Raw genomic sequence first — 18,821 nt, forward strand, 5'->3', positions numbered from 1 at the left:
ATCTCTATTTTAACATACTCTGTTAAGGAAAGGGTATTTCAACGCTATATTATTCTTTATCCATCTTTGGAATTAAAATCGGCTGTATTTGTTCGTGGGATAAAGCACTTGATATAGTAGGGGATAATAGAGTCATATCTGCAACTAGTGAATTTGGTTTTTTAATATAATCATCTTGACCATAAGGAACAAAATAGATTAATTTAGTGGCCATTAAACGCATCAAATTCACGCCATTTAATCCTAATGCATCGTTTGTCGCAATTCCTAAAACAACTGGATTACCGTTGCGCATCGTTGCTTTTGCTGCCATTAGTACAGCCGAGTCCGAAATACCGTTTGCTAATCGACTCATTGAATTACCAGTTAAAGGCGCTATCACCATGCAGTCTAGTGGTTCAACTGGTCCAAGTGGTTCAGCATCGACAATTGAACCAATTGGTTTTCGACCTGTTATTTCTGTGATTGTCTTAATATGATCTTCCGCCTTACCAAATCTTGTATCTGTTTGTTGAACGGTATTCGAAATGACCGGAACCAACTCTGCACCTAAATCCATTAGTTTTTGCATTTCTGGAAATACCGCTGCGTACGTACAATGTGAGCCTGTTATACCAAAACCGATTTTTTTCCCTTTTAACACTGTCGCTTCTCCCCGCTTTCTTTCATCTGTGTACAGATGAGTTGATTAATAACATTTCCTAAAATTTCTCCCGCTGTTTTTGGCGCCACCATCCCCGGTAACCCAAGTGCATGTATAGCTGTAATCCCTCTCTTTTTTGCATAAACAAAATCAACTCCACCTGGCTTAGACGCTAAATCAATGATTAATGCATTTGATTTCATTAATTTTAACGCTGATTCAGTAACAACTTTACTTGGAATCGTGTTGATTAAAATATCACACTGCCCAGTATATGCAGGTAACTCTTCCATGTGAAAACCTTGCATCCCCATCTCAAAAGCTCGCGCTACATCTACATCTTTTCTCGTACCAACCACTACATTTGCTCCTAATCCAGCAAATTTACTTGCTACACTTAATCCAACTCTTCCCATTCCTAAAACTACGATCCGAGCACTATGAATCGTAAAGTTCGTATGCTGAATGGCGAGCATAATTGTACCTTCTGTAGTTGGGATAGAATTATAAATTGCAACATCATCTCGATCCATTAACGGAATAAGTGTTAGACCTGCGTTTTTAACACATTTACTTAAATAAGGTGTTGTTATGCCGGTGAATAGTAAACAGTCTTTTGCTACTGTACCAAACCATTCTTCTGTGAGCTGTATTTTTTTGTTTGAAAATATAGCGTCTATATTACCTTCTTCATCAATACCAGGTATCGGCAAGATAATCACATCAAGTGAACTTACTTCTAATTCATCAAAGTCTGTTTGTTTAATACCTGTAAAACCTTGATTCAATTGATCAAAGCCAACTAACTCCATTTTTAAGTTGTCATTTTCAGAAAGTTTTTTAATCATTTCAAGATAACGGGCATCTCCACCTAAGATTGCTATACGGATGGTTGAATCCATACTTCCACCTCTTTCACAAACTGTATTGCACTTCTATTCTGTTTTATAAATTTTCTTAATATCATATGAATTTATGGGAGTAAAGTGAAGGTTTTAACTACGATGCAGATTAAATAAGACAATAATCTAGATAAAAAAAGCTAATCGACAGATTCTACTTACATCTTGTCAATTAGCTCAATTTTAAAATCATGATAGTTATAGGGTGGCTCTACTATTTAGTAGGAGGAAGGCGATTAACCATTATCATATCCTCGCCTATTTTCTGAATATCCGACCAATTTATCCGCAAATTTTCCCCTTCTTTTTTCATACCTAACCAACTATAATTTGGAATGATGAAGGCCGTAATTTGACCAGTTTTTTCATCTAATTCAATATCTGTTTGGCCTAGAACACCTAATCTCGAGCCACTATAAAGATCAACAATTTCTTTGCCGCTTAATGTCTTATAACGCATTCTACTTCCTCCTTCTCATCTTTATAAAAAGTATGAGAAGGTGAACAAGTCTATTCTCTTTTTACGAAGAAATTAATGCACTTGCATAATCTTGCTTAAATATTTGTTGAATTAATTCATTCGTTGACTCCATACTTACCGCATCGATTTCAGTAATTAATTCATCCAAACTACGATGCCTACCCATAAGTAACTCGTTTTTACCATTACGACTCATGCGACTATTCGTACTTTCTAGACCTAGTACAAGATTCCCTTTTAATTGTTCTTTACTATTACGTAATTCTTTATCTGTTAATCCGTGCTCCATTAATTCTGCAATTGTTTGATGTATTGTCTCTTTAAGAACGGGAAGATATTCTGCACCTGTTCCCGCATAGATTGTTAATAATCCATCATCAAGAAACGAACTGTGATAAGAAAATACAGAATAGGCTAATCCACGGTTTTCTCTAATTTCTTGAAACAGTCTTGAACTCATGCTACCACCAAGTACATTATTAACAATGACTAAGCTAAATATATTCGCAGCATCAATTGGCAACCCTTGATATCCTAAGCATAGATGTGCTTGTTCTGTTTCTTTTTGACGTGTTAATTGTTTTGGAGTGAAAATTGATTTCTCAAAAGTACTAACTTTGCTAGTTTGTGTAAATTGATCAAAAGACGTTTCAATTTTATCAATAAAAGATGTGTCGACATTTCCTGCTACAGATACTACTATATTATCTGGTCGATAATGTTCCAGTTTGTACTGGTGTAAATCCTCAGATGTAAAAGCATTTAACCTTTCCTCTATTCCTAAGATTGGAAATCCTAATGGATGTCCCCCATAAGAGGCTTCTGCTAATAAGTCATGAACAATGTCATCTGGTGTATCCTCTGACATCTTTATTTCTTCTAATACTACATTTTTTTCTTTATCGATTTCTTCTTGAGCAAATTTTGAATTAAAGAACATATCTGTTAGCATCTCTAAGGCGAAGTCTTTATGTGTATCAAGGACTTTAGCATAGTAACAAGTATACTCTTTTGAAGTAAAAGCATTTACTTGACCACCAATCGCATCAAACTCTTCAGCAATCTCTTTGGCAGTTCTCTTTTTTGTTCCCTTAAAAAACATATGCTCTAAAAAGTGTGAAATCCCATTATTGTCTAGCGTTTCATCTCTTGAACCCGTACGAACCCAAACTCCTATTGTTACTGATCTAACACTCGGTATATTTTCCAATACAATACGTAATCCATTTCTGGAAGTATGTTTCTGAAGCATCTGGATGCCCTCCTATTTTTTAACCATTAGTTTCTACTAATATATAACGCAACTTTCGCACAAAAAATAAGTGCAATTCGTTGACTGTTTTAAGTTTGAAGTATTTCTATCATATTACTCGACAGTCTTTTAAAAAGCCAGTTTACTATAAGATTATCGTTTATTATGAAACGACTATATATGTAAGAAAAAGAAACTGGTAAACCAGTTTCTTTTCAGTGGTAAGTTTATTTACTTTCTGCTTCTTTCTCTTTTTCTTCAGCTAAAACGGCTTTGCGTGACAAATTAATACGACCTTGACGATCAACTTCTTTTACTTTAACCATCATTTGATCCCCTATAGAAGCAACATCTTCTACTTTATTAATACGTTCAGCTGCCATTTCTGAAATGTGTACAAGTCCTTCTTTACCTTTGAACAATTCAACAAACGCACCAAATTTTTCAATTCGTTTAACTGTAGCAAGATACATTTCACCAACTTGCACTTCACGTACAATATCTTCAATAATTTGTTTCGCTTTTTGATTCATTTCATTATTGATAGATGAAATGAATACTCCACCATCTTGCTCAATATCTATTTTTACGCCTGTTTCTTCAATGATTTTATTGATTTGTTTACCACTTGGTCCAATTACATCGCGAATCTTATCAGGATGAATTGACATCGTTAAGATTTTCGGAGCATATGTGGATAGTTCTTCTTTTGGTTCGTTAATCGTTTCAAGCATATGCTCTAAAATATGCATACGACCTTTTTTGGCTTGCGTAAGTGCTTCTTCTAAAATATCACGTGATAAACCATCAATTTTTATATCCATTTGAAGAGCAGTAACACCTTTAGCAGTTCCTGCAACTTTAAAGTCCATATCTCCTAAGTGATCTTCCATACCTTGAATATCACTTAAAATCGTATAATCATCACCTGATTTAATTAGTCCCATAGCAATACCAGCAACTGGTGCTTTAATTGGCACACCTGCATCCATCATTGCTAAAGTACTAGCACAAATACTTGCTTGCGAAGTCGATCCGTTTGATTCTAACACTTCTGATACAAGACGAATAGTATACGGGAAGTCTTTCTCAGTAGGCAACACTTTTTCTAGTGCGCGCTCTCCTAATGCACCATGTCCAATTTCACGACGACCTGGTCCTCTAATTGGACCAGTCTCCCCGACACTAAACAATGGGAAGTTATAATGATGCATGAAGCGTTTTGATTCTTCTAATCCAATACCATCTAAAATTTGCACATCACCTAGAGCACCAAGCGTACATATGCTTAACGCTTGTGTTTGTCCACGTGTGAACAAACCAGATCCGTGTGTTCTTGGAAGCACACTAATACGAGATGATAAAGAACGTATTTCATCAATTTTACGACCATCTGGTCTAACTTTTTCTTTCGTAATTAAACGACGAACTTCTTCCTTAACAATCTTATCTAGAATTCCTTTTACATGTTTAATTGTTTTATCATCTGCTTCTTTTTCTTCATATTCTGCAAGCAAATCTTTCTTTACTTTTTCAATTGCATCTTCACGCGCATGCTTTTCCTGTACTTGAATTGCTGTTACTAAAGTCGTTTTAACTTTTTCTTCCACTTCAACAGTCAATTCTTTATCTAGTTCGAATAATGTAATATTCATTTTTTCTTTAGAGACTTCAGCAATAATTTCTTCTTGAAAAGCAACTAAACGCTTAATCTCTTCATGTCCAAACATTATAGCCTCAAGCATAACATCTTCTGGTACTTCATCTGCACCCGCTTCTACCATGTTAATAGCGTCTTTTGTTCCAGCAACCGTAAGATCAATGTCACTCTTATCGCGTTGTTCAGTAGTAGGATTAATAACAAATTCACCGTCTACTCTTCCAACAATAACACCAGCAATTGGACCATCAAATGGTATATCTGAGATAGATAGCGCGATGGATGAACCAATCATTGCAGCAATATCTGACGGACAGTTTTGATCTAGACTCATTACCATACTTATTACTTGAACATCGTTACGATATCCATCCGGGAATAGTGGACGTATTGGACGGTCAATTAAACGAGAGGTAAGAACAGCTGTTTCAGACGGTCTACCTTCTCTTTTAATAAAACCTCCAGGAATTTTACCTACTGCGTATAAACGTTCTTCATAGTTTACAGTTAGCGGGAAAAACGGTAAGTCTTTTGGCTCTTTAGAACCAGTTGCTGTTGATAATACAGAAGTATCTCCATATTGAATCATACATGCACCATTTGCCTGTTTTGCTAATTCTCCAATTTCTACAGAGAACGTGTTACCTGATATTTCTGTTGAAAACACTTTTTTATTTGCTACCATTTACTTATGTACCCCTCTCTTATTTACCAAAAAAACGCTTTGTAGTAGTATATCCATCATTAGGGCTATATAAATCCGTATCACTTCTTGTTTTACTATCCTTTTGCATCATTTACATTATGTTGCTCCATCCTGATCAAACAGTTGAAAAAATAGTTTCAACTGTTTGATCAGAATCGAGCGAAAGGATTATAATAGGACATATACACCCAAAACAAATACTTCCTACAAACATTATCGGATCAACCGAATTATTTTAAACATACAGAAAAAGCGGGAATAATCCCGCTTTTACGTATATTATCGGCGTAATCCAAGTTTTTGAATTAAATCACGGTAACGTGCAACATCTTTATTACGTAAGTAATTTAGTAAGTTACGACGCTTACCAACCATTTTCAATAAACCACGACGTGAGTGATGATCTTTCTTGTGGAAACGAAGATGCTCATTCAAGTTCGTAATTTCTTCTGTTAGGACAGCGATCTGAACCTCTGGAGATCCGGTATCGTTATCATGCGTTTTGAACTCATTCATAAGTTCATTTTTGCGTTCTTGTGTTATAGCCATCCTGTTCACCTCCTGTGAAAAATTGTAAAACCCCTGTCCCCTAGCAAACGTCGGAGAATCGATTTGCCAAGTGGAAGGTTTCCGTTATTTAGATTACATCCTTTTATCATAAATTGCAAGTATTAATCATCAATTGTAGTAAACAAATGTCGAATCTGTTGCTCGTCTTTCTTTAATTGGTCGATCAATTGATCGACACCATTAAATTTCACTTCATCTCTAATAAAGTCAATCCACTCTATACGCACTGATTTGCCATAGATATCTTGTTCAAAATCAAATAGATGTACTTCAATGGTAGGATGGTCTATTTGATTGTCTTCATGAAACGTTGGTTTATATCCTACATTAGCCATTCCAGTAACTTTTTCCTGATTGGAAATTGAAGCGCGTATTGCGTAAACACCGACTTTAGGAAGTGCATAATCCGCTTCGACTGCTATATTAGCAGTAGGAAAACCAATTGTTCTTCCGCGTTTTTCGCCTTGTACGACTATTCCACTCGTTTGATATGGTCTATTTAATAAATCATTTATTTTTTTCACTTCTCCATCAATTAACAATTGACGAATCCAAGTTGAGCTAACTTTCTCGCCTTCATCTTCTAATTTATCAATTGTCGTAACAGCAAATTTACCTTTTGCATCTTCTTTTAATGTGGTTATTGTTCCTTTACCCATATAACCATAGGTGAAATCAAACCCAGCTACAAGGTGTTTAATATGAAGACCAACAATAAAATCTGAAACAAATTCACTTGCGGACAATTGCGACAAAACCTTATTAAAGGTAATGATATATAAAACATCAATACCCATATCTTCTAAAATCGCTTTTTTTTCAGTAAATGGTGTTAGATAGTGAATAGGCTTTTTTTGTTTTTTTAGTACAACTGAAGGATGAGGAGAGAATGTAATAACAGCACTCTTCCTATTTTCCCTTTTTGCAATTTCTTTTGCAGTTTCAATAACATTTTGATGCCCTTTATGTATACCATCGAAGAATCCAATAGCTGCTACGGTTTCTTCCATTTCTGTTCGAATAAATTGGTGTGGATATTGTAACGATATGATTTCCAAGGTTTTCACCTACTTTCCTGATTGTAACGGAATACACGAACTGGCTTTATTTCTTCTACTTTTGATGGATGGATCTGATAGATGGCTAAGAGTTCATCTTGATATTCCACTCTAAACGGGTCTGTTTTAATTTCTTGATCAGGTAACGCTAACTTCTGGCCTTGCCAAACTCTTTTAGCTAAATGCCCTTCTACGTGATAAACATCTAAGTGTTGGATACCTTGCTGCATCGGAAGTAAAATTTCTTCTAATTGTCCTAGCTCACTTTTTTCTTTTAGTTGTTCAAAAGTGAAAGTCTGTGCAGCAGTAATATTGCCTGTTTCTGTACGTACTAAACGAGACATATGAGCAGGATAACCTAACTTTTTACCAATGTCTACACATAGCGTTCGCATATACGTTCCCTTAGAACAGGTTGCTTCAAATGAAAACCTAAAGAGATTCTCTTCAACCTTTATTGTATCTTCCAATAATTTAATGGATTTAATCGTAACCTCACGTTCTGGTCTGATAACAGGTTCATTCATTCTAGCATATTCATACAATTTCTTACCATCAACCCTAACAGCAGAATACAAAGGAACCACTTGGCTTATTTCACCTGTAAATGTTGCTAAAACAGCTTCTAATGTACTTATATCAAACGTTTCACCTACTGACTTTTCCTCCGTAACAGTTCCGGTTTGATCTTCTGTATCTGTTGCGTAACCGAGTGTTACTTCACCAATATAAGTCTTTGTTGTATCCGTTAGATATGGAACAATTTTCGTCGCTTCTCCAATACAAATTGGCAATACACCTTCTACAGCTGGATCCAACGTTCCAGTATGACCAACTTTTTTGGTATGACATAACTTTCTCATTTGGATAACACAATCATGGGATGTAGGCCCTATTGGTTTCCAAAGTGGCAGAATACCATTCATAATCTTTATTCACCATCTCTTTAATTTTTTGTTTAAGCGGGGTAATTAAAAATAAACTAAAACCCTTGTACTATTATAGAACAAGGGTTTTAGGAAGTAAATATCACGTATTAGAATCATTTATATCGCGTAGGATGTGTTCAATTCGATTACCTTTTTCAATAGCTTCATCGAATTCAAAAAACAATTCTGGTGTTTTACGTAAACGAATGCGCGTACCTATTTCAGAACGAATAAATCCTTTTGCTTTCGCTAAACCAATTAATGTATCTTGTTTTTGTTTCTCTTCACCTAGAACAGAAATATAAACCTTTGCTTGTTGCAGGTCACCAGTAACTTCCACATCAGTTATTGTTACAAAACCAACGCGTGGGTCTTTAATTTTTCTGCTAAGGATGTCACCTAACTCTTTTTTCATTTGTTCTGCAACGCGATTTGCTCTCATTTGATTCATGAAGTTCACCTCTTAGAATTCAGCAATGGTGTACAGTAACTTATAACCATTCCTTTTGCGTTTTTGTGCGTTCGATTTCCGGAAAAGAATCAATCAACTTAAAAGCCTGATCGATTACCCTTTCCGCCTGTACTCTCTCATTAGAGATCGTTACTAAACCAAACATAGTACGTTGCCAAAGATCTTGAAAATCTATCTCACTAATTGCAATATTATACTCATTATGAATCCGTTTTGTTATCTTTTTAATAACAGAACGTTTTTCTTTCAATGAATGTGCATGATAGATATAACATTCTACTTCAGCATAAAGAATCATGTGCGTTTAATTTCTTCCATGACATACGCTTCAAAAACGTCGCCTTCTTTAATATCATTAAACTTTTCTACGGTTATCCCGCACTCATAGTTTTGCGCAACTTCCTTGACATCATCCTTAAATCTTTTCAATGTGTCAATTTCACCTTCATAAATAACAATGCCATCACGGATTACGCGTACGCCTGCATCACGCGTGATTTTACCATCAGTTACGTAACTACCTGCAATCGTACCAATTTTAGATACTTTGAAAATTTCACGAACTTCCGCTTGTCCAATTACCTTCTCTTCGAATTCTGGATCAAGCATCCCTTTCATTGCAGATTCAATTTCTTCTATAACTTTATAGATAACACGATATAGGCGAACATCTACTTTTTCTGATTCGGCTGCTTTTTTAGCATTAACATCTGGACGTACATTAAAGCCAATCACAATAGCATTTGATGCAGATGCTAAAATAACGTCTGATTCTGTAATTGCACCAACACCGGTATGAATGATGTGAACCTTAACGCCTTCTACATCAATCTTTTCTAGAGAAGATGATAAAGCACCTAGTGAACCTTGTACATCAGCTTTTATAATTAAGTTAATATCTTTAATATCGCCTTGCTTAATTTGTTCAAATAAATCATCTAAGCTAACTTTAACGCCACCACCACGGTTTACTTCAATTTGTTTCTGCTGACGTGCTTCACCAATTTGACGTGCCTTTTTCTCATCTGCAAAGACAACAAAATGATCTCCCGCCGATGGCACCTCATTTAATCCAGTTATTTCAACTGGAGCTGATGGACCAACAGTTTTAACACGACGACCTACATCATTTACCATTGCGCGAATACGGCCAAACGTATTTCCAACAACTATTGGATCTCCTACGTGTAACGTACCATTTTGCACAAGTAATGTTGCTACCGGTCCACGGCCTTTATCTAATTGTGATTCAATAACAGTACCAATTGCACGATTATCAGGGTTCGCTCTTAATTCTTCAACTTCTGCAACTAGTTGAATCATTTCGATTAAATCGTCAATACCTTCTCCTTTTAATGCAGATAATTGAACGAATATTGTATTTCCACCCCAGTCTTCAGGGATTAATTCATATTCAGTTAATTCTTGCATAACACGGTCAGGATTAGCGCCTTCTTTATCCATCTTATTTACTGCAATAATGATTGGAACCTCAGCAGCCTTTGCATGATTAATTGCTTCAACTGTTTGTGGCATAACACCATCGTCTGCAGCAACAACAAGAATCGCAATATCTGTTATTTGAGCACCACGTGAACGCATACTTGTGAAGGCAGCGTGCCCTGGTGTATCTAAGAAAGTAATATATTTACCATTACTTTCGATTTGGTATGCACCAATATGTTGAGTGATACCGCCAGCTTCTCCTTCTGTTACTTTGGTATGGCGAATAGAATCAAGTAAAGTTGTTTTACCGTGATCAACGTGTCCCATAATCGTAACTACAGCTGGACGTTCAATTGCTTCACCTTGATTGATTTCTTGAATAAAGTTATCTAAATCCATTTCATCAACTTCTGTCTCTTTCTCAACTTCAACGCCATACTCTTCAGCCATCATAGTTATAGTCTCATCATCTAAACTTTGATTTTTAGTAGCCATAACTCCAGCAGCCATTAGGCTCTTAATTAGATCTGTTGCATCCTTACCTAATTTTTCAGCTAGCTCACCTACAGTTAATGAATCTGTATACGTTATTTTTGTAGAAGACTTTTCTTCGGACTCACGAGCTGACTTAGATTGTGTATTACCTGAATCCTTTTTAGTAGTATTAGTTGCTTTCTCTTTACCTTTTACAGCAACTTCTGGTGTAGCATTTTCTGTAAATATTTCATCCAACTTTTTAGTTGTATCATCAGAAATAGTTGACATATGATTGGAAACTTCCACATCAATTTCTTTTAATTTATTTATAATTTCTTTACTTGATACATTCTTTTGTTTTGCATATTCATATACGCGTAATTTACTCATACATTCACCCCCGAATAGATTTATCGAGTAACGAGGTTATTTTCGAAGCGAAACCTTCATCTAAAATAGCAATTGCTACTCTTCCAGACTTACCTATTGCATGCGATATGGTATCCCGATCATCAACAACTCGTATTGGAATATCATAAAAATTACATTTATCCGTAATTTTCTTTGTTGTCTGTGGACCAGTATCACTTGCAAGCAGTACTAGCTTCGCTTTTTGTTTTTGGATATCTTTAATAATTAATTCTTCACCTAACGTCAATTTACGTGCGCGATAAGCTAAACCAATTAAGTTGAGATATTCTTTCCCCTTACTCAATGTCTTTACCTTCTATCACTTGCTTTAATTGTTGATACACCGTTTCATCTACATGTGTTTGTAGATGACGATCTAAAACTTTAGACTTTTCAGCTTTTTCTACTACTTCTAAACTATTAGAAATGTATGCTCCTCGTCCATTCTTTTTACCTGAAGGATCAACAAACACTTCACCATCTTTATTATGAACAATTCGAATTAATGCTTGTTTTGGCTTCATTTCTTGTGTAACAATACATTTGCGAAGAGGAACCTTTTTATTCTTTTTAGGCATGACTTATTTCTCCTCCTTAATCAAATAAATCGCCGTCTCCATCAAATGATGATGCTTCTTCATCAAGTACTCGAACAGGTTCTGTTATTAAACCTGCTTCACGCGCTTCTGATTCGTTTTTAATATCAATTTTCCAACCAGTCAATTTGGCTGCTAATCGTGCATTTTGACCACGTTTACCAATAGCTAACGATAATTGATTATCAGGAACGATTACAGTCGTTGCTTTATCTTTTTCATTCACAAGAACATCAACGACTTTTGATGGACTTAAAGCGTTAGACACATAAACAATTGGGTCTTCTGACCATTCTACTATATCAATCTTCTCACCCTTAAGCTCATTGACAATTGTTTGAACACGTTGACCTCGTTGACCAACACAAGAGCCAACAGGATCAATATCAGAATCTGCCGCATAAACAGATATTTTAGAACGGTCACCTGCTTCTCTTGCTACAGAACGTATTTCTACAGTTCCATCGTAAATTTCTGGAACTTCCATTTCAAATAAACGCTTTAATAGACCTGGATGTGTTCTAGAAACAAAGATTTGTGGTCCTTTATTCGTATTTTCAACCTTCGTTACAAACACTTTAAGTCGATCATGCACATGGTAATCCTCTGTCGGCATTTGTTCGCCCTCAGGCAGTTTCGCCTCTACTTTACCAAGGTTAACATAAACAAAACGTGGATCAATGCGTTGTATAATCCCATTCATAATATCTTCTTCACGGTCAATATACTCATTAAATATAACGCCTCGTTCCGCTTCACGAACACGCTGTGTAACCACTTGTTTCGCTGCTTGTGCTGCGATACGTCCAAAATCTCTTGGAGTAACCTCTAGTTCTACTATATCGCCTATTTCATAATCTGGTTTAATTCCTTTTGCTTCGTCCAGACTAATTTCTTGGTTGTTATCCTCTACTTCTTCGACAACTTCTTTTCTAGAAAGAACATGCATGCTCCCAGTGTCTTCATTCAAATCGATTCGTACATTTGTTGCGGATTTGAAATTCTTCTTATAAGCAGATATAAGCGCCGCCTCTAACGCTTCCATTAATATTTCTTTATTAATACCTTTTTCTTTTTCTAAATAATCAATGGCATCAAAAAGCTCACTACTCACTATGTCTCCCCCTTTAATTAAATGTAACTGCTAATCGGGCTTTTGCTATTTTTTGATAAGGAATAGTCACTTCTTGTTTCCTTGTTTTGTTTAATACTTCTAATGTAATGATATCCTCTTCAAAAGCTTTTAACAATCCTTCAAATGATTTAGCGCCTTGGATAGGTTCATATAACGTAAGAAATACGTTATGACCTATATGATCAATGTAATCTTTTGGTTTTTTCAATGGGCGCTCTGCACCTGGTGATGAAACCTCTAGATAATAAGGTACTGAAACTGGATCATCAGCGTCTAATTGCTCACTTAATTTCTCGGATACGATGCCGCATTCTTCTATGTCGATACCACCTTGCTTGTCAATAAAAATACGAAGAAACCAGTTTTTTCCTTCTTTTTCAAACTCAATATCTACAAGTTGTAAATTCATTTCTTCTAAGATAGGTTCAAGAAGTTGTTCTGCTTTTTCCGTTACTTTCATTCCCATTCATTTCGCCTCCTTTATCACTTTAAATAAACTGTATTACATTAGGTTACTACGTTTTTAGTTATACTTTTAAAGTTTACACATTTTAGTCTTTTTTCATTAGCATCTTATATAAGAAACATAAAACCCTTGCCAAAAAACGGCAAGGGAATACTACGCTTCATACTAAAATCAAAAGATGTCTGCACATAGAATACATGCAAAACGTATACCATCCTCTTTAACAATAAGGTTCTATTTATCAAAAAGAATGATAGGTGTGAAGAAAGAGTGGGTTCCCCCACTCTTTCTTACTAACGTATCAATTCGTACCATAAATTACTATACCATATTCCTTAATTTCATGCAAGGAAACGCAAAACAACAAGTTAAATACACCCTTTTCATGCTCGCTCGTATGCTTTATTACAATTAAAATGTCACAATTGATGTAAAATGCGACTTAGAGGTTTGTTTCGTAATAAACGGAAACCTCTAAGGGAGCAGGCATTTAAAAGACAGTCAAGTACTATAAAGCTTTCCACCAACTAGGCCCAGTCAATCATCAATCCGTATTCACTGGGTGATAAAGTTGAGTTAACATAGACTCTGCGGTAACGTGTTTGATTTATATGGAAATATAACAGAACTTATTCCCCGCTCCTCAAGCGAAATAGCCTCCCTTTCCGCAGGCACGGCTTCAGCTAACTTAGTAAAGCGAAAATCGCTTTACTAAGTGGATCTTCAGCCCGTGCTGTTCCTGCAGGAGTCTCGGCCATTTCGCTTGATCCGCTAGTTTTAGTCCGCGAATTAAAAATTGTGTAAAATGCTCAATTATTTGTAATTAAAGCATAGCAAGATAAGCGTTAGGTTCAATAAGAGTAATATTTTCAAAAGTTTAAAACAAAGATACGCTATCCAGCGAAGGTAGCAAATGGTTGAGACTCCTCGAAAATACAAATCGATTTCCTTCGTGCGATGTAAATTCTTAGAAGCATTCCTTGTCCTGTGGAAATAGCAAACGTTTTGTGCTACGGAAAGGGAGACCATTGGCTACCGTAGCGTGTCTAAAGTTGTAAGACACTTATGACAGCGTTTCTCTCTCAAGTGCTTAAGATCACACGCACGGATGATTACTAAAGAAGTGTGAAGTCAACTTCTATTGTTAGACTATATTGTTATACCAAGACTTAAGCGCCTGTTTTTCATTGTGAAAGTTGAGTAATTAAACATTTTTTCATAAAAAAATCTTTATCTAAAATAACGATAATTGATTTTTATCTTCCATTCCTTTTAGGCTACCATGATTCTCTAAATATTCTATAACTGTTTTAGAAATTCTACTTCTTTCTCGTAAGTCTTCTTTTGACAAAAACTCGCCTTCTTCACGTGCTTTTACAATATTTAATGCTGCGTTTGTTCCTAAACCATCAACAGCATTAAACGGCGGAATCAAACTATTTTCATCAACTAGAAAATCTGTTGCACTTGATTTGTATAAATCAACGCTTTGGAAAGTAAATCCTCTTTCATTCATTTCAAGCGCCAATTCCAATACTGTTAAAACGTTTTTCTCTTTTGGTGAAGCGTCATTACCTTTAGCCAAAATTTCTTCGATTCGTTTACGCATCGCAGATGAACCTTTCACCATAAGATCTAAATCAAAATCATCTGCACGCACAGAGAAGTAAGCTGCGTAAAAAAGAATCGGATGATGTACTTTAAAGTAAGCAATTCGAACCGCCATTAAAACATATGCTGCAGCGTGTGCTTTTGGAAACATGTACTTAATTTTCTTACACGAATCAATGTACCATTCAGGAACATTATTTTTCTTCATTTCTACAATCCATTCGTCTTGTAGACCTTTTCCTTTACGAACGAATTCCATAATTTTAAAAGCTAATGAGGCATCTAGCCCTTTATGCATTAGATAAACCATAATATCATCACGGCAACCAATTACATCTGGTAATTTACAAATCCCCTTATTAATTAGTTCTTGTGCATTCCCAAGCCACACATCAGTTCCATGGGATAAACCAGAGATAATTACGAGCTCTGCGAATGTTTTTGGTTTTGTATCTTCTAACATTTGTCTAACAAATTTCGTACCAAACTCCGGAACACCTAATGTACCTGTTTTACACATGATTTGCTCTTTCGTTACACCTAATACTTCAGGGCCTGAGAAAATTTTCATTACTTCTTCGTCATCTGTTGGGATTGTTTTTGGATCAATACCACTTAAATCTTGTAGCATTCGTATCACGGTAGGATCATCGTGTCCAAGTATATCTAATTTCAATAAATTATCATGAATCGAGTGGAAATCAAAATGCGTTGTTTTCCATTCTGAATTACGATCATCGGCAGGAAACTGGATAGGTGTGAAATCATAGATTTCCATATCATCAGGTACAACAATAATTCCACCAGGGTGCTGTCCAGAAGTACGTTTTACTCCCGTACAGCCTTGAACTAAGCGATCGGTTTCTACAGCTTTCATTTGTAATTGATTATCACTTGCATATCCTTTTACATAACCATATGCAGTCTTCTCTGCCACAGTACCGATTGTACCGGCTCGAAATACTTTATCTTCACCAAACAGCAATTTAGTATAGTTATGTGCTACTGGTTGGTACTCACCTGAGAAGTTCAAATCAATATCGGGAACTTTATCCCCTTTAAATCCTAGGAAGGTTTCAAATGGTATATCCTGACCATCTTTACGCATACTTGTTTCACAAGACGGACAATTCTTATCTGGTAAATCAAAGCCACTACCAACAGAACCATCTGTAAAAAACTCATGGTGTTGACAGGTTGCACACACATAGTGTGGTGGTAAAGGATTTACCTCTGTTATTTCTGTTAATGTTGCAATCAATGACGAACCAACTGAACCACGAGAACCAACTAAATAACCATCATCTAATGATTTTTTTACAAGTTTATGTGAGATAAGGTAAATAACAGCAAAACCGTGCCCAATAATACTTTTCAGTTCTTTTTCAATACGCTTTTCAACTATTTCAGGTAAATCATTACCATAAATGTTTTTAGCGAAATTATAACTCATTTCTCGTATTTCGTCTTCTGCTCCATCAATGTTTGGTGTATATAGATCTTCTTTTATCGGTTTAATTGATTCTAATTGATCCGCAATTTTTTGTGTGTTTTCAACAACTATTTCTTTTGCCTTTTCTTGACCTAAAAAGTCAAAACTCGCAAGCATTTCATCTGTTGTTCGGAAATGTACATCTGGAAGTGTTTGTCGACTCAACGGGTTTCCGCTTTGAGATGAAATAAGAATTTGACGATATAACTTATCTCGATCTTCTAAATAATGTACATTTCCTGTTGCAACACAAGGTTTCTTTAACCGGTCCGCAAGTGCAACGAGGTTTCGTAATATATCTAAAATTTGCGCTTCATTTTGAACAAGCTCTCTACTGATCAACGGATAATAGTTTGCCGGTGGATGCACTTCAATATAATCATAAAAAGCAGCAACTTTTTCAGCTTCTTCCTGCGACTTTTGCATCATTGTTTCAAAAACTTCACCTTTTTCACAACCAGAACCAACTAAAATACCTTCACGGTGTGCTTGTAATTTAGAACGTGGTATTCGCGGTATGCGATAGAAATAATCTATATGTGCAAGAGAAACTAACTTATAAATGTTTTTTAGTCCAATTTCGTTTTGTGCAAGTATTGTTGCATGATGTGGACGTGCGCGTTGATAGGCATTTCCCTCACCCATATGAATATTAAAATGGTTATGATTGGTGATTTCTTTTTCTCTTGCTTCTTTTAACAATTTCCACATTAAATAACCTGTTGCTTCCGCATCATAAATCGCACGGTGATGTTGGGTTAATTCGATATCAAACTTCTTACACAATGTGTTTAAGCGATGACTTTTTAAAGTCGGTAACAAAAACCGAGCTAATTCTAACGTATCAATGACAGGATTAATTGCTTTATCTAATCCAGCCTTTTCGTTTCCTTGGTTTAAGAAACCCATATCAAAGCTTGCATTATGTGCAACTAAAATATCTTCTCCTGCCCATTTTTTAAAATCTTCTAGTACCTGTTCAATATCAGGAGCATCCTTCACCATATCATCTGTAATACCAGTTAAATCATTTGTCGTCTCTGATAACGGATGATGTGGATTTGCAAACGATTCAAACCGGTCCACGATATCTCCATCTTTAATTTTCACTGCCGCCAACTCAATAATCGTATCGTAGACTGCAGATAAACCAGTTGTTTCAACATCAAAAACAACATAAGTTGCTGACTCGAGATCAATATCTTGTTCATTATAAGCAATTGGTACACCATCATCTACTATATTAGCTTCTAGGCCATAGAGTATTTTAACACCATGCTTTTGACCTGCTGCATAAGCTTCCGGATAAGATTGTGCTACTGCATGGTCCGTAATGGCAAATGCTTTGTGTCCCCATTTACTAGCTTGTTCAATTAATTTTGATGCTGTTACAACAGCATCCATTTGACTCATTGTGGTATGCGCATGTAATTCAACACGCTTCTCATCTTCAGGAGCTTTATCTTCTTTTTTCTTAACTTTTATTTCATTAATATCATTAAGCATCATCGTTAATTCATTGGTAAATGTATCCGTTTGTACACTACCTCTTGCTTTAATCCACATGCCTTCTTTAACTGTTTTAAATTTATCAGCATCTTGATCACCTTTTGAGAACATTTTTAAGGAGAAAGAGTCTGTATAGTCTGTTACTTTAATGATTAACAAATGTCTTCCTGAACGTAATTCTCTAATATCAACAGCAAAAACATACCCTTGTACAACAATACGTCTTTCCTCTTCTATTATTTCTTTCATTGGTACTGGTTCATCATTAATTTTATATCCAATCATTACTGGTTCATTCGAAACGCCTGCCTGTTTCTCTTTAGCGCGAACTTCTTTATCCATTACTGCTTTTTGGACTAATTCTTTATCTTCCAGGGCTTTTTGCTCTCTAAACTTCTTTATATCTTCTATTTCAGTCTTCGCATCAACTAATAATGTATAAGCCATTGCACCGATCTTATGACAATATGTTCGAAATGCTGGTTCTAACCTTTTTCTAAGGGCATTTGCTTCCGCATCATTTCGGGCGGTTACAATAATCTTATTACCATTTATTTGTGGTTGTTGCTTCTCAACAAGATCTTTATATGCAGGTGAAAGATCCCCGACTGATCCAATGAAATCCTGCCAATAGGCACTAACCTCTTCGTTAATCATATTTTTATTTTCAGCATAAAGTGTCCAATCTACAGAGGCAATATGCGAGAAGGTTTCTTGTAGTTTCAAACAGAAAAGTCGATACGTTTTAGCAGGTAAGATTTGTTTGATCTGAATATGAAAATGCCAACGTTTTTCTGCTTTGAATACTTCTAATTTCGTTAATTGACTTTCCGAAAAATAAGTGTCTTCAGGATCTGTCAAATTTATTTGTTCTAATAATACTTTCATTTTATCGTTACTCGATATACTCAATTTAATCCCCCTAGCATTTGAACAAATAATCTTTCTATCTTATTCTACTACGCATAAAAACCCTTGTCACCTATTCTTTAGGACAAGGGCTTT

16 protein-coding genes are annotated in these 18,821 nt (G+C 35.6%); all 16 read right to left on the reverse strand.

Annotated elements, in window-relative coordinates:
- Positions 1 to 49: 49 nt before the first annotated feature.
- On the reverse strand, positions 50 to 643 hold the full coding sequence (locus tag D2K62_RS02245) for a dipicolinate synthase subunit B (RefSeq protein WP_112180893.1): 594 nt from the start codon (positions 641 to 643) through the stop codon (positions 50 to 52).
- Positions 637 to 1,545 (reverse strand): dipicolinic acid synthetase subunit A, encoded by a 909-nt coding sequence (gene dpaA / locus D2K62_RS02250; RefSeq protein ID WP_112180892.1) that lies wholly within the window; start codon positions 1,543 to 1,545, stop codon positions 637 to 639. The genes D2K62_RS02245 and dpaA overlap by 7 nt, the downstream gene beginning before the upstream one ends.
- A 214-nt stretch (positions 1,546 to 1,759) precedes the next feature.
- A complete protein-coding gene (locus tag D2K62_RS02255) occupies positions 1,760 to 2,005 on the reverse strand; it encodes a YlmC/YmxH family sporulation protein (protein ID WP_112180891.1) in 246 nt (81 codons plus the stop codon).
- A gap of 61 nt (positions 2,006 to 2,066) precedes the next feature.
- Positions 2,067 to 3,278 (reverse strand): M16 family metallopeptidase, encoded by a 1,212-nt coding sequence (locus tag D2K62_RS02260; protein ID WP_112180890.1) that lies wholly within the window; start codon positions 3,276 to 3,278, stop codon positions 2,067 to 2,069.
- 227 nt (positions 3,279 to 3,505) lie between these two features.
- Positions 3,506 to 5,623: a polyribonucleotide nucleotidyltransferase gene (gene pnp, locus D2K62_RS02265; protein WP_112180889.1), complete on the reverse strand. Its 2,118-nt coding sequence runs from the start codon at positions 5,621 to 5,623 to the stop codon at positions 3,506 to 3,508.
- A gap of 300 nt (positions 5,624 to 5,923) precedes the next feature.
- Positions 5,924 to 6,193: a 30S ribosomal protein S15 gene (gene rpsO, locus D2K62_RS02270; protein ID WP_112180888.1), complete on the reverse strand. Its 270-nt coding sequence runs from the start codon at positions 6,191 to 6,193 to the stop codon at positions 5,924 to 5,926.
- Between the two features lie 122 nt (positions 6,194 to 6,315).
- Entirely contained in the window at positions 6,316 to 7,281 is a 966-nt protein-coding gene (locus tag D2K62_RS02275) for a bifunctional riboflavin kinase/FAD synthetase (RefSeq protein ID WP_369974616.1), read from the reverse strand.
- Positions 7,278 to 8,198, reverse strand: coding sequence for a tRNA pseudouridine(55) synthase TruB (gene truB, locus D2K62_RS02280; RefSeq protein ID WP_117160855.1), 921 nt, complete (start codon positions 8,196 to 8,198; stop codon positions 7,278 to 7,280). Before truB ends, D2K62_RS02275 begins: the two co-directional genes overlap by 4 nt.
- Positions 8,199 to 8,301: 103 nt before the next feature.
- A complete protein-coding gene (rbfA, locus tag D2K62_RS02285; RefSeq protein ID WP_112180886.1) occupies positions 8,302 to 8,652 on the reverse strand; it encodes a 30S ribosome-binding factor RbfA in 351 nt (116 codons plus the stop codon).
- A 40-nt stretch (positions 8,653 to 8,692) separates the two neighbouring features.
- Complete coding sequence (locus D2K62_RS02290; protein ID WP_112180885.1) at positions 8,693 to 8,971, reverse strand: DUF503 domain-containing protein; 279 nt, start codon at positions 8,969 to 8,971, stop codon at positions 8,693 to 8,695.
- Positions 8,968 to 10,986 carry a translation initiation factor IF-2 gene (gene infB, locus D2K62_RS02295; protein WP_117160856.1) on the reverse strand — a complete coding sequence of 673 codons (2,019 nt, stop codon included), beginning with the start codon at positions 10,984 to 10,986 and terminating at the stop codon, positions 8,968 to 8,970. Before infB ends, D2K62_RS02290 begins: the two co-directional genes overlap by 4 nt.
- A gap of 4 nt (positions 10,987 to 10,990) precedes the next feature.
- On the reverse strand, positions 10,991 to 11,311 hold the full coding sequence (locus tag D2K62_RS02300; protein WP_112180883.1) for a YlxQ family RNA-binding protein: 321 nt from the start codon (positions 11,309 to 11,311) through the stop codon (positions 10,991 to 10,993).
- Complete coding sequence (rnpM, locus tag D2K62_RS02305; RefSeq protein WP_112180882.1) at positions 11,304 to 11,585, reverse strand: RNase P modulator RnpM; 282 nt, start codon at positions 11,583 to 11,585, stop codon at positions 11,304 to 11,306. The genes D2K62_RS02300 and rnpM overlap by 8 nt, the downstream gene beginning before the upstream one ends.
- Before the next feature lie 16 nt (positions 11,586 to 11,601).
- Positions 11,602 to 12,717 (reverse strand): transcription termination factor NusA, encoded by a 1,116-nt coding sequence (gene nusA / locus D2K62_RS02310; RefSeq protein ID WP_112180881.1) that lies wholly within the window; start codon positions 12,715 to 12,717, stop codon positions 11,602 to 11,604.
- Between the two features lie 13 nt (positions 12,718 to 12,730).
- A complete protein-coding gene (gene rimP / locus D2K62_RS02315) occupies positions 12,731 to 13,204 on the reverse strand; it encodes a ribosome maturation factor RimP (RefSeq protein ID WP_112180880.1) in 474 nt (157 codons plus the stop codon).
- 1,234 nt (positions 13,205 to 14,438) lie between these two features.
- Positions 14,439 to 18,728 carry a PolC-type DNA polymerase III gene (locus D2K62_RS02320; protein ID WP_117160857.1) on the reverse strand — a complete coding sequence of 1,430 codons (4,290 nt, stop codon included), beginning with the start codon at positions 18,726 to 18,728 and terminating at the stop codon, positions 14,439 to 14,441.
- Between the last annotated feature and the right edge of the window lie 93 nt (positions 18,729 to 18,821).

Origin of the sequence: Paraliobacillus sp. X-1268 (genome assembly GCF_003426095.1) — a bacterium.
Taxonomy (GTDB): domain Bacteria; phylum Bacillota; class Bacilli; order Bacillales; family Amphibacillaceae; genus Paraliobacillus_A; species Paraliobacillus_A zengyii.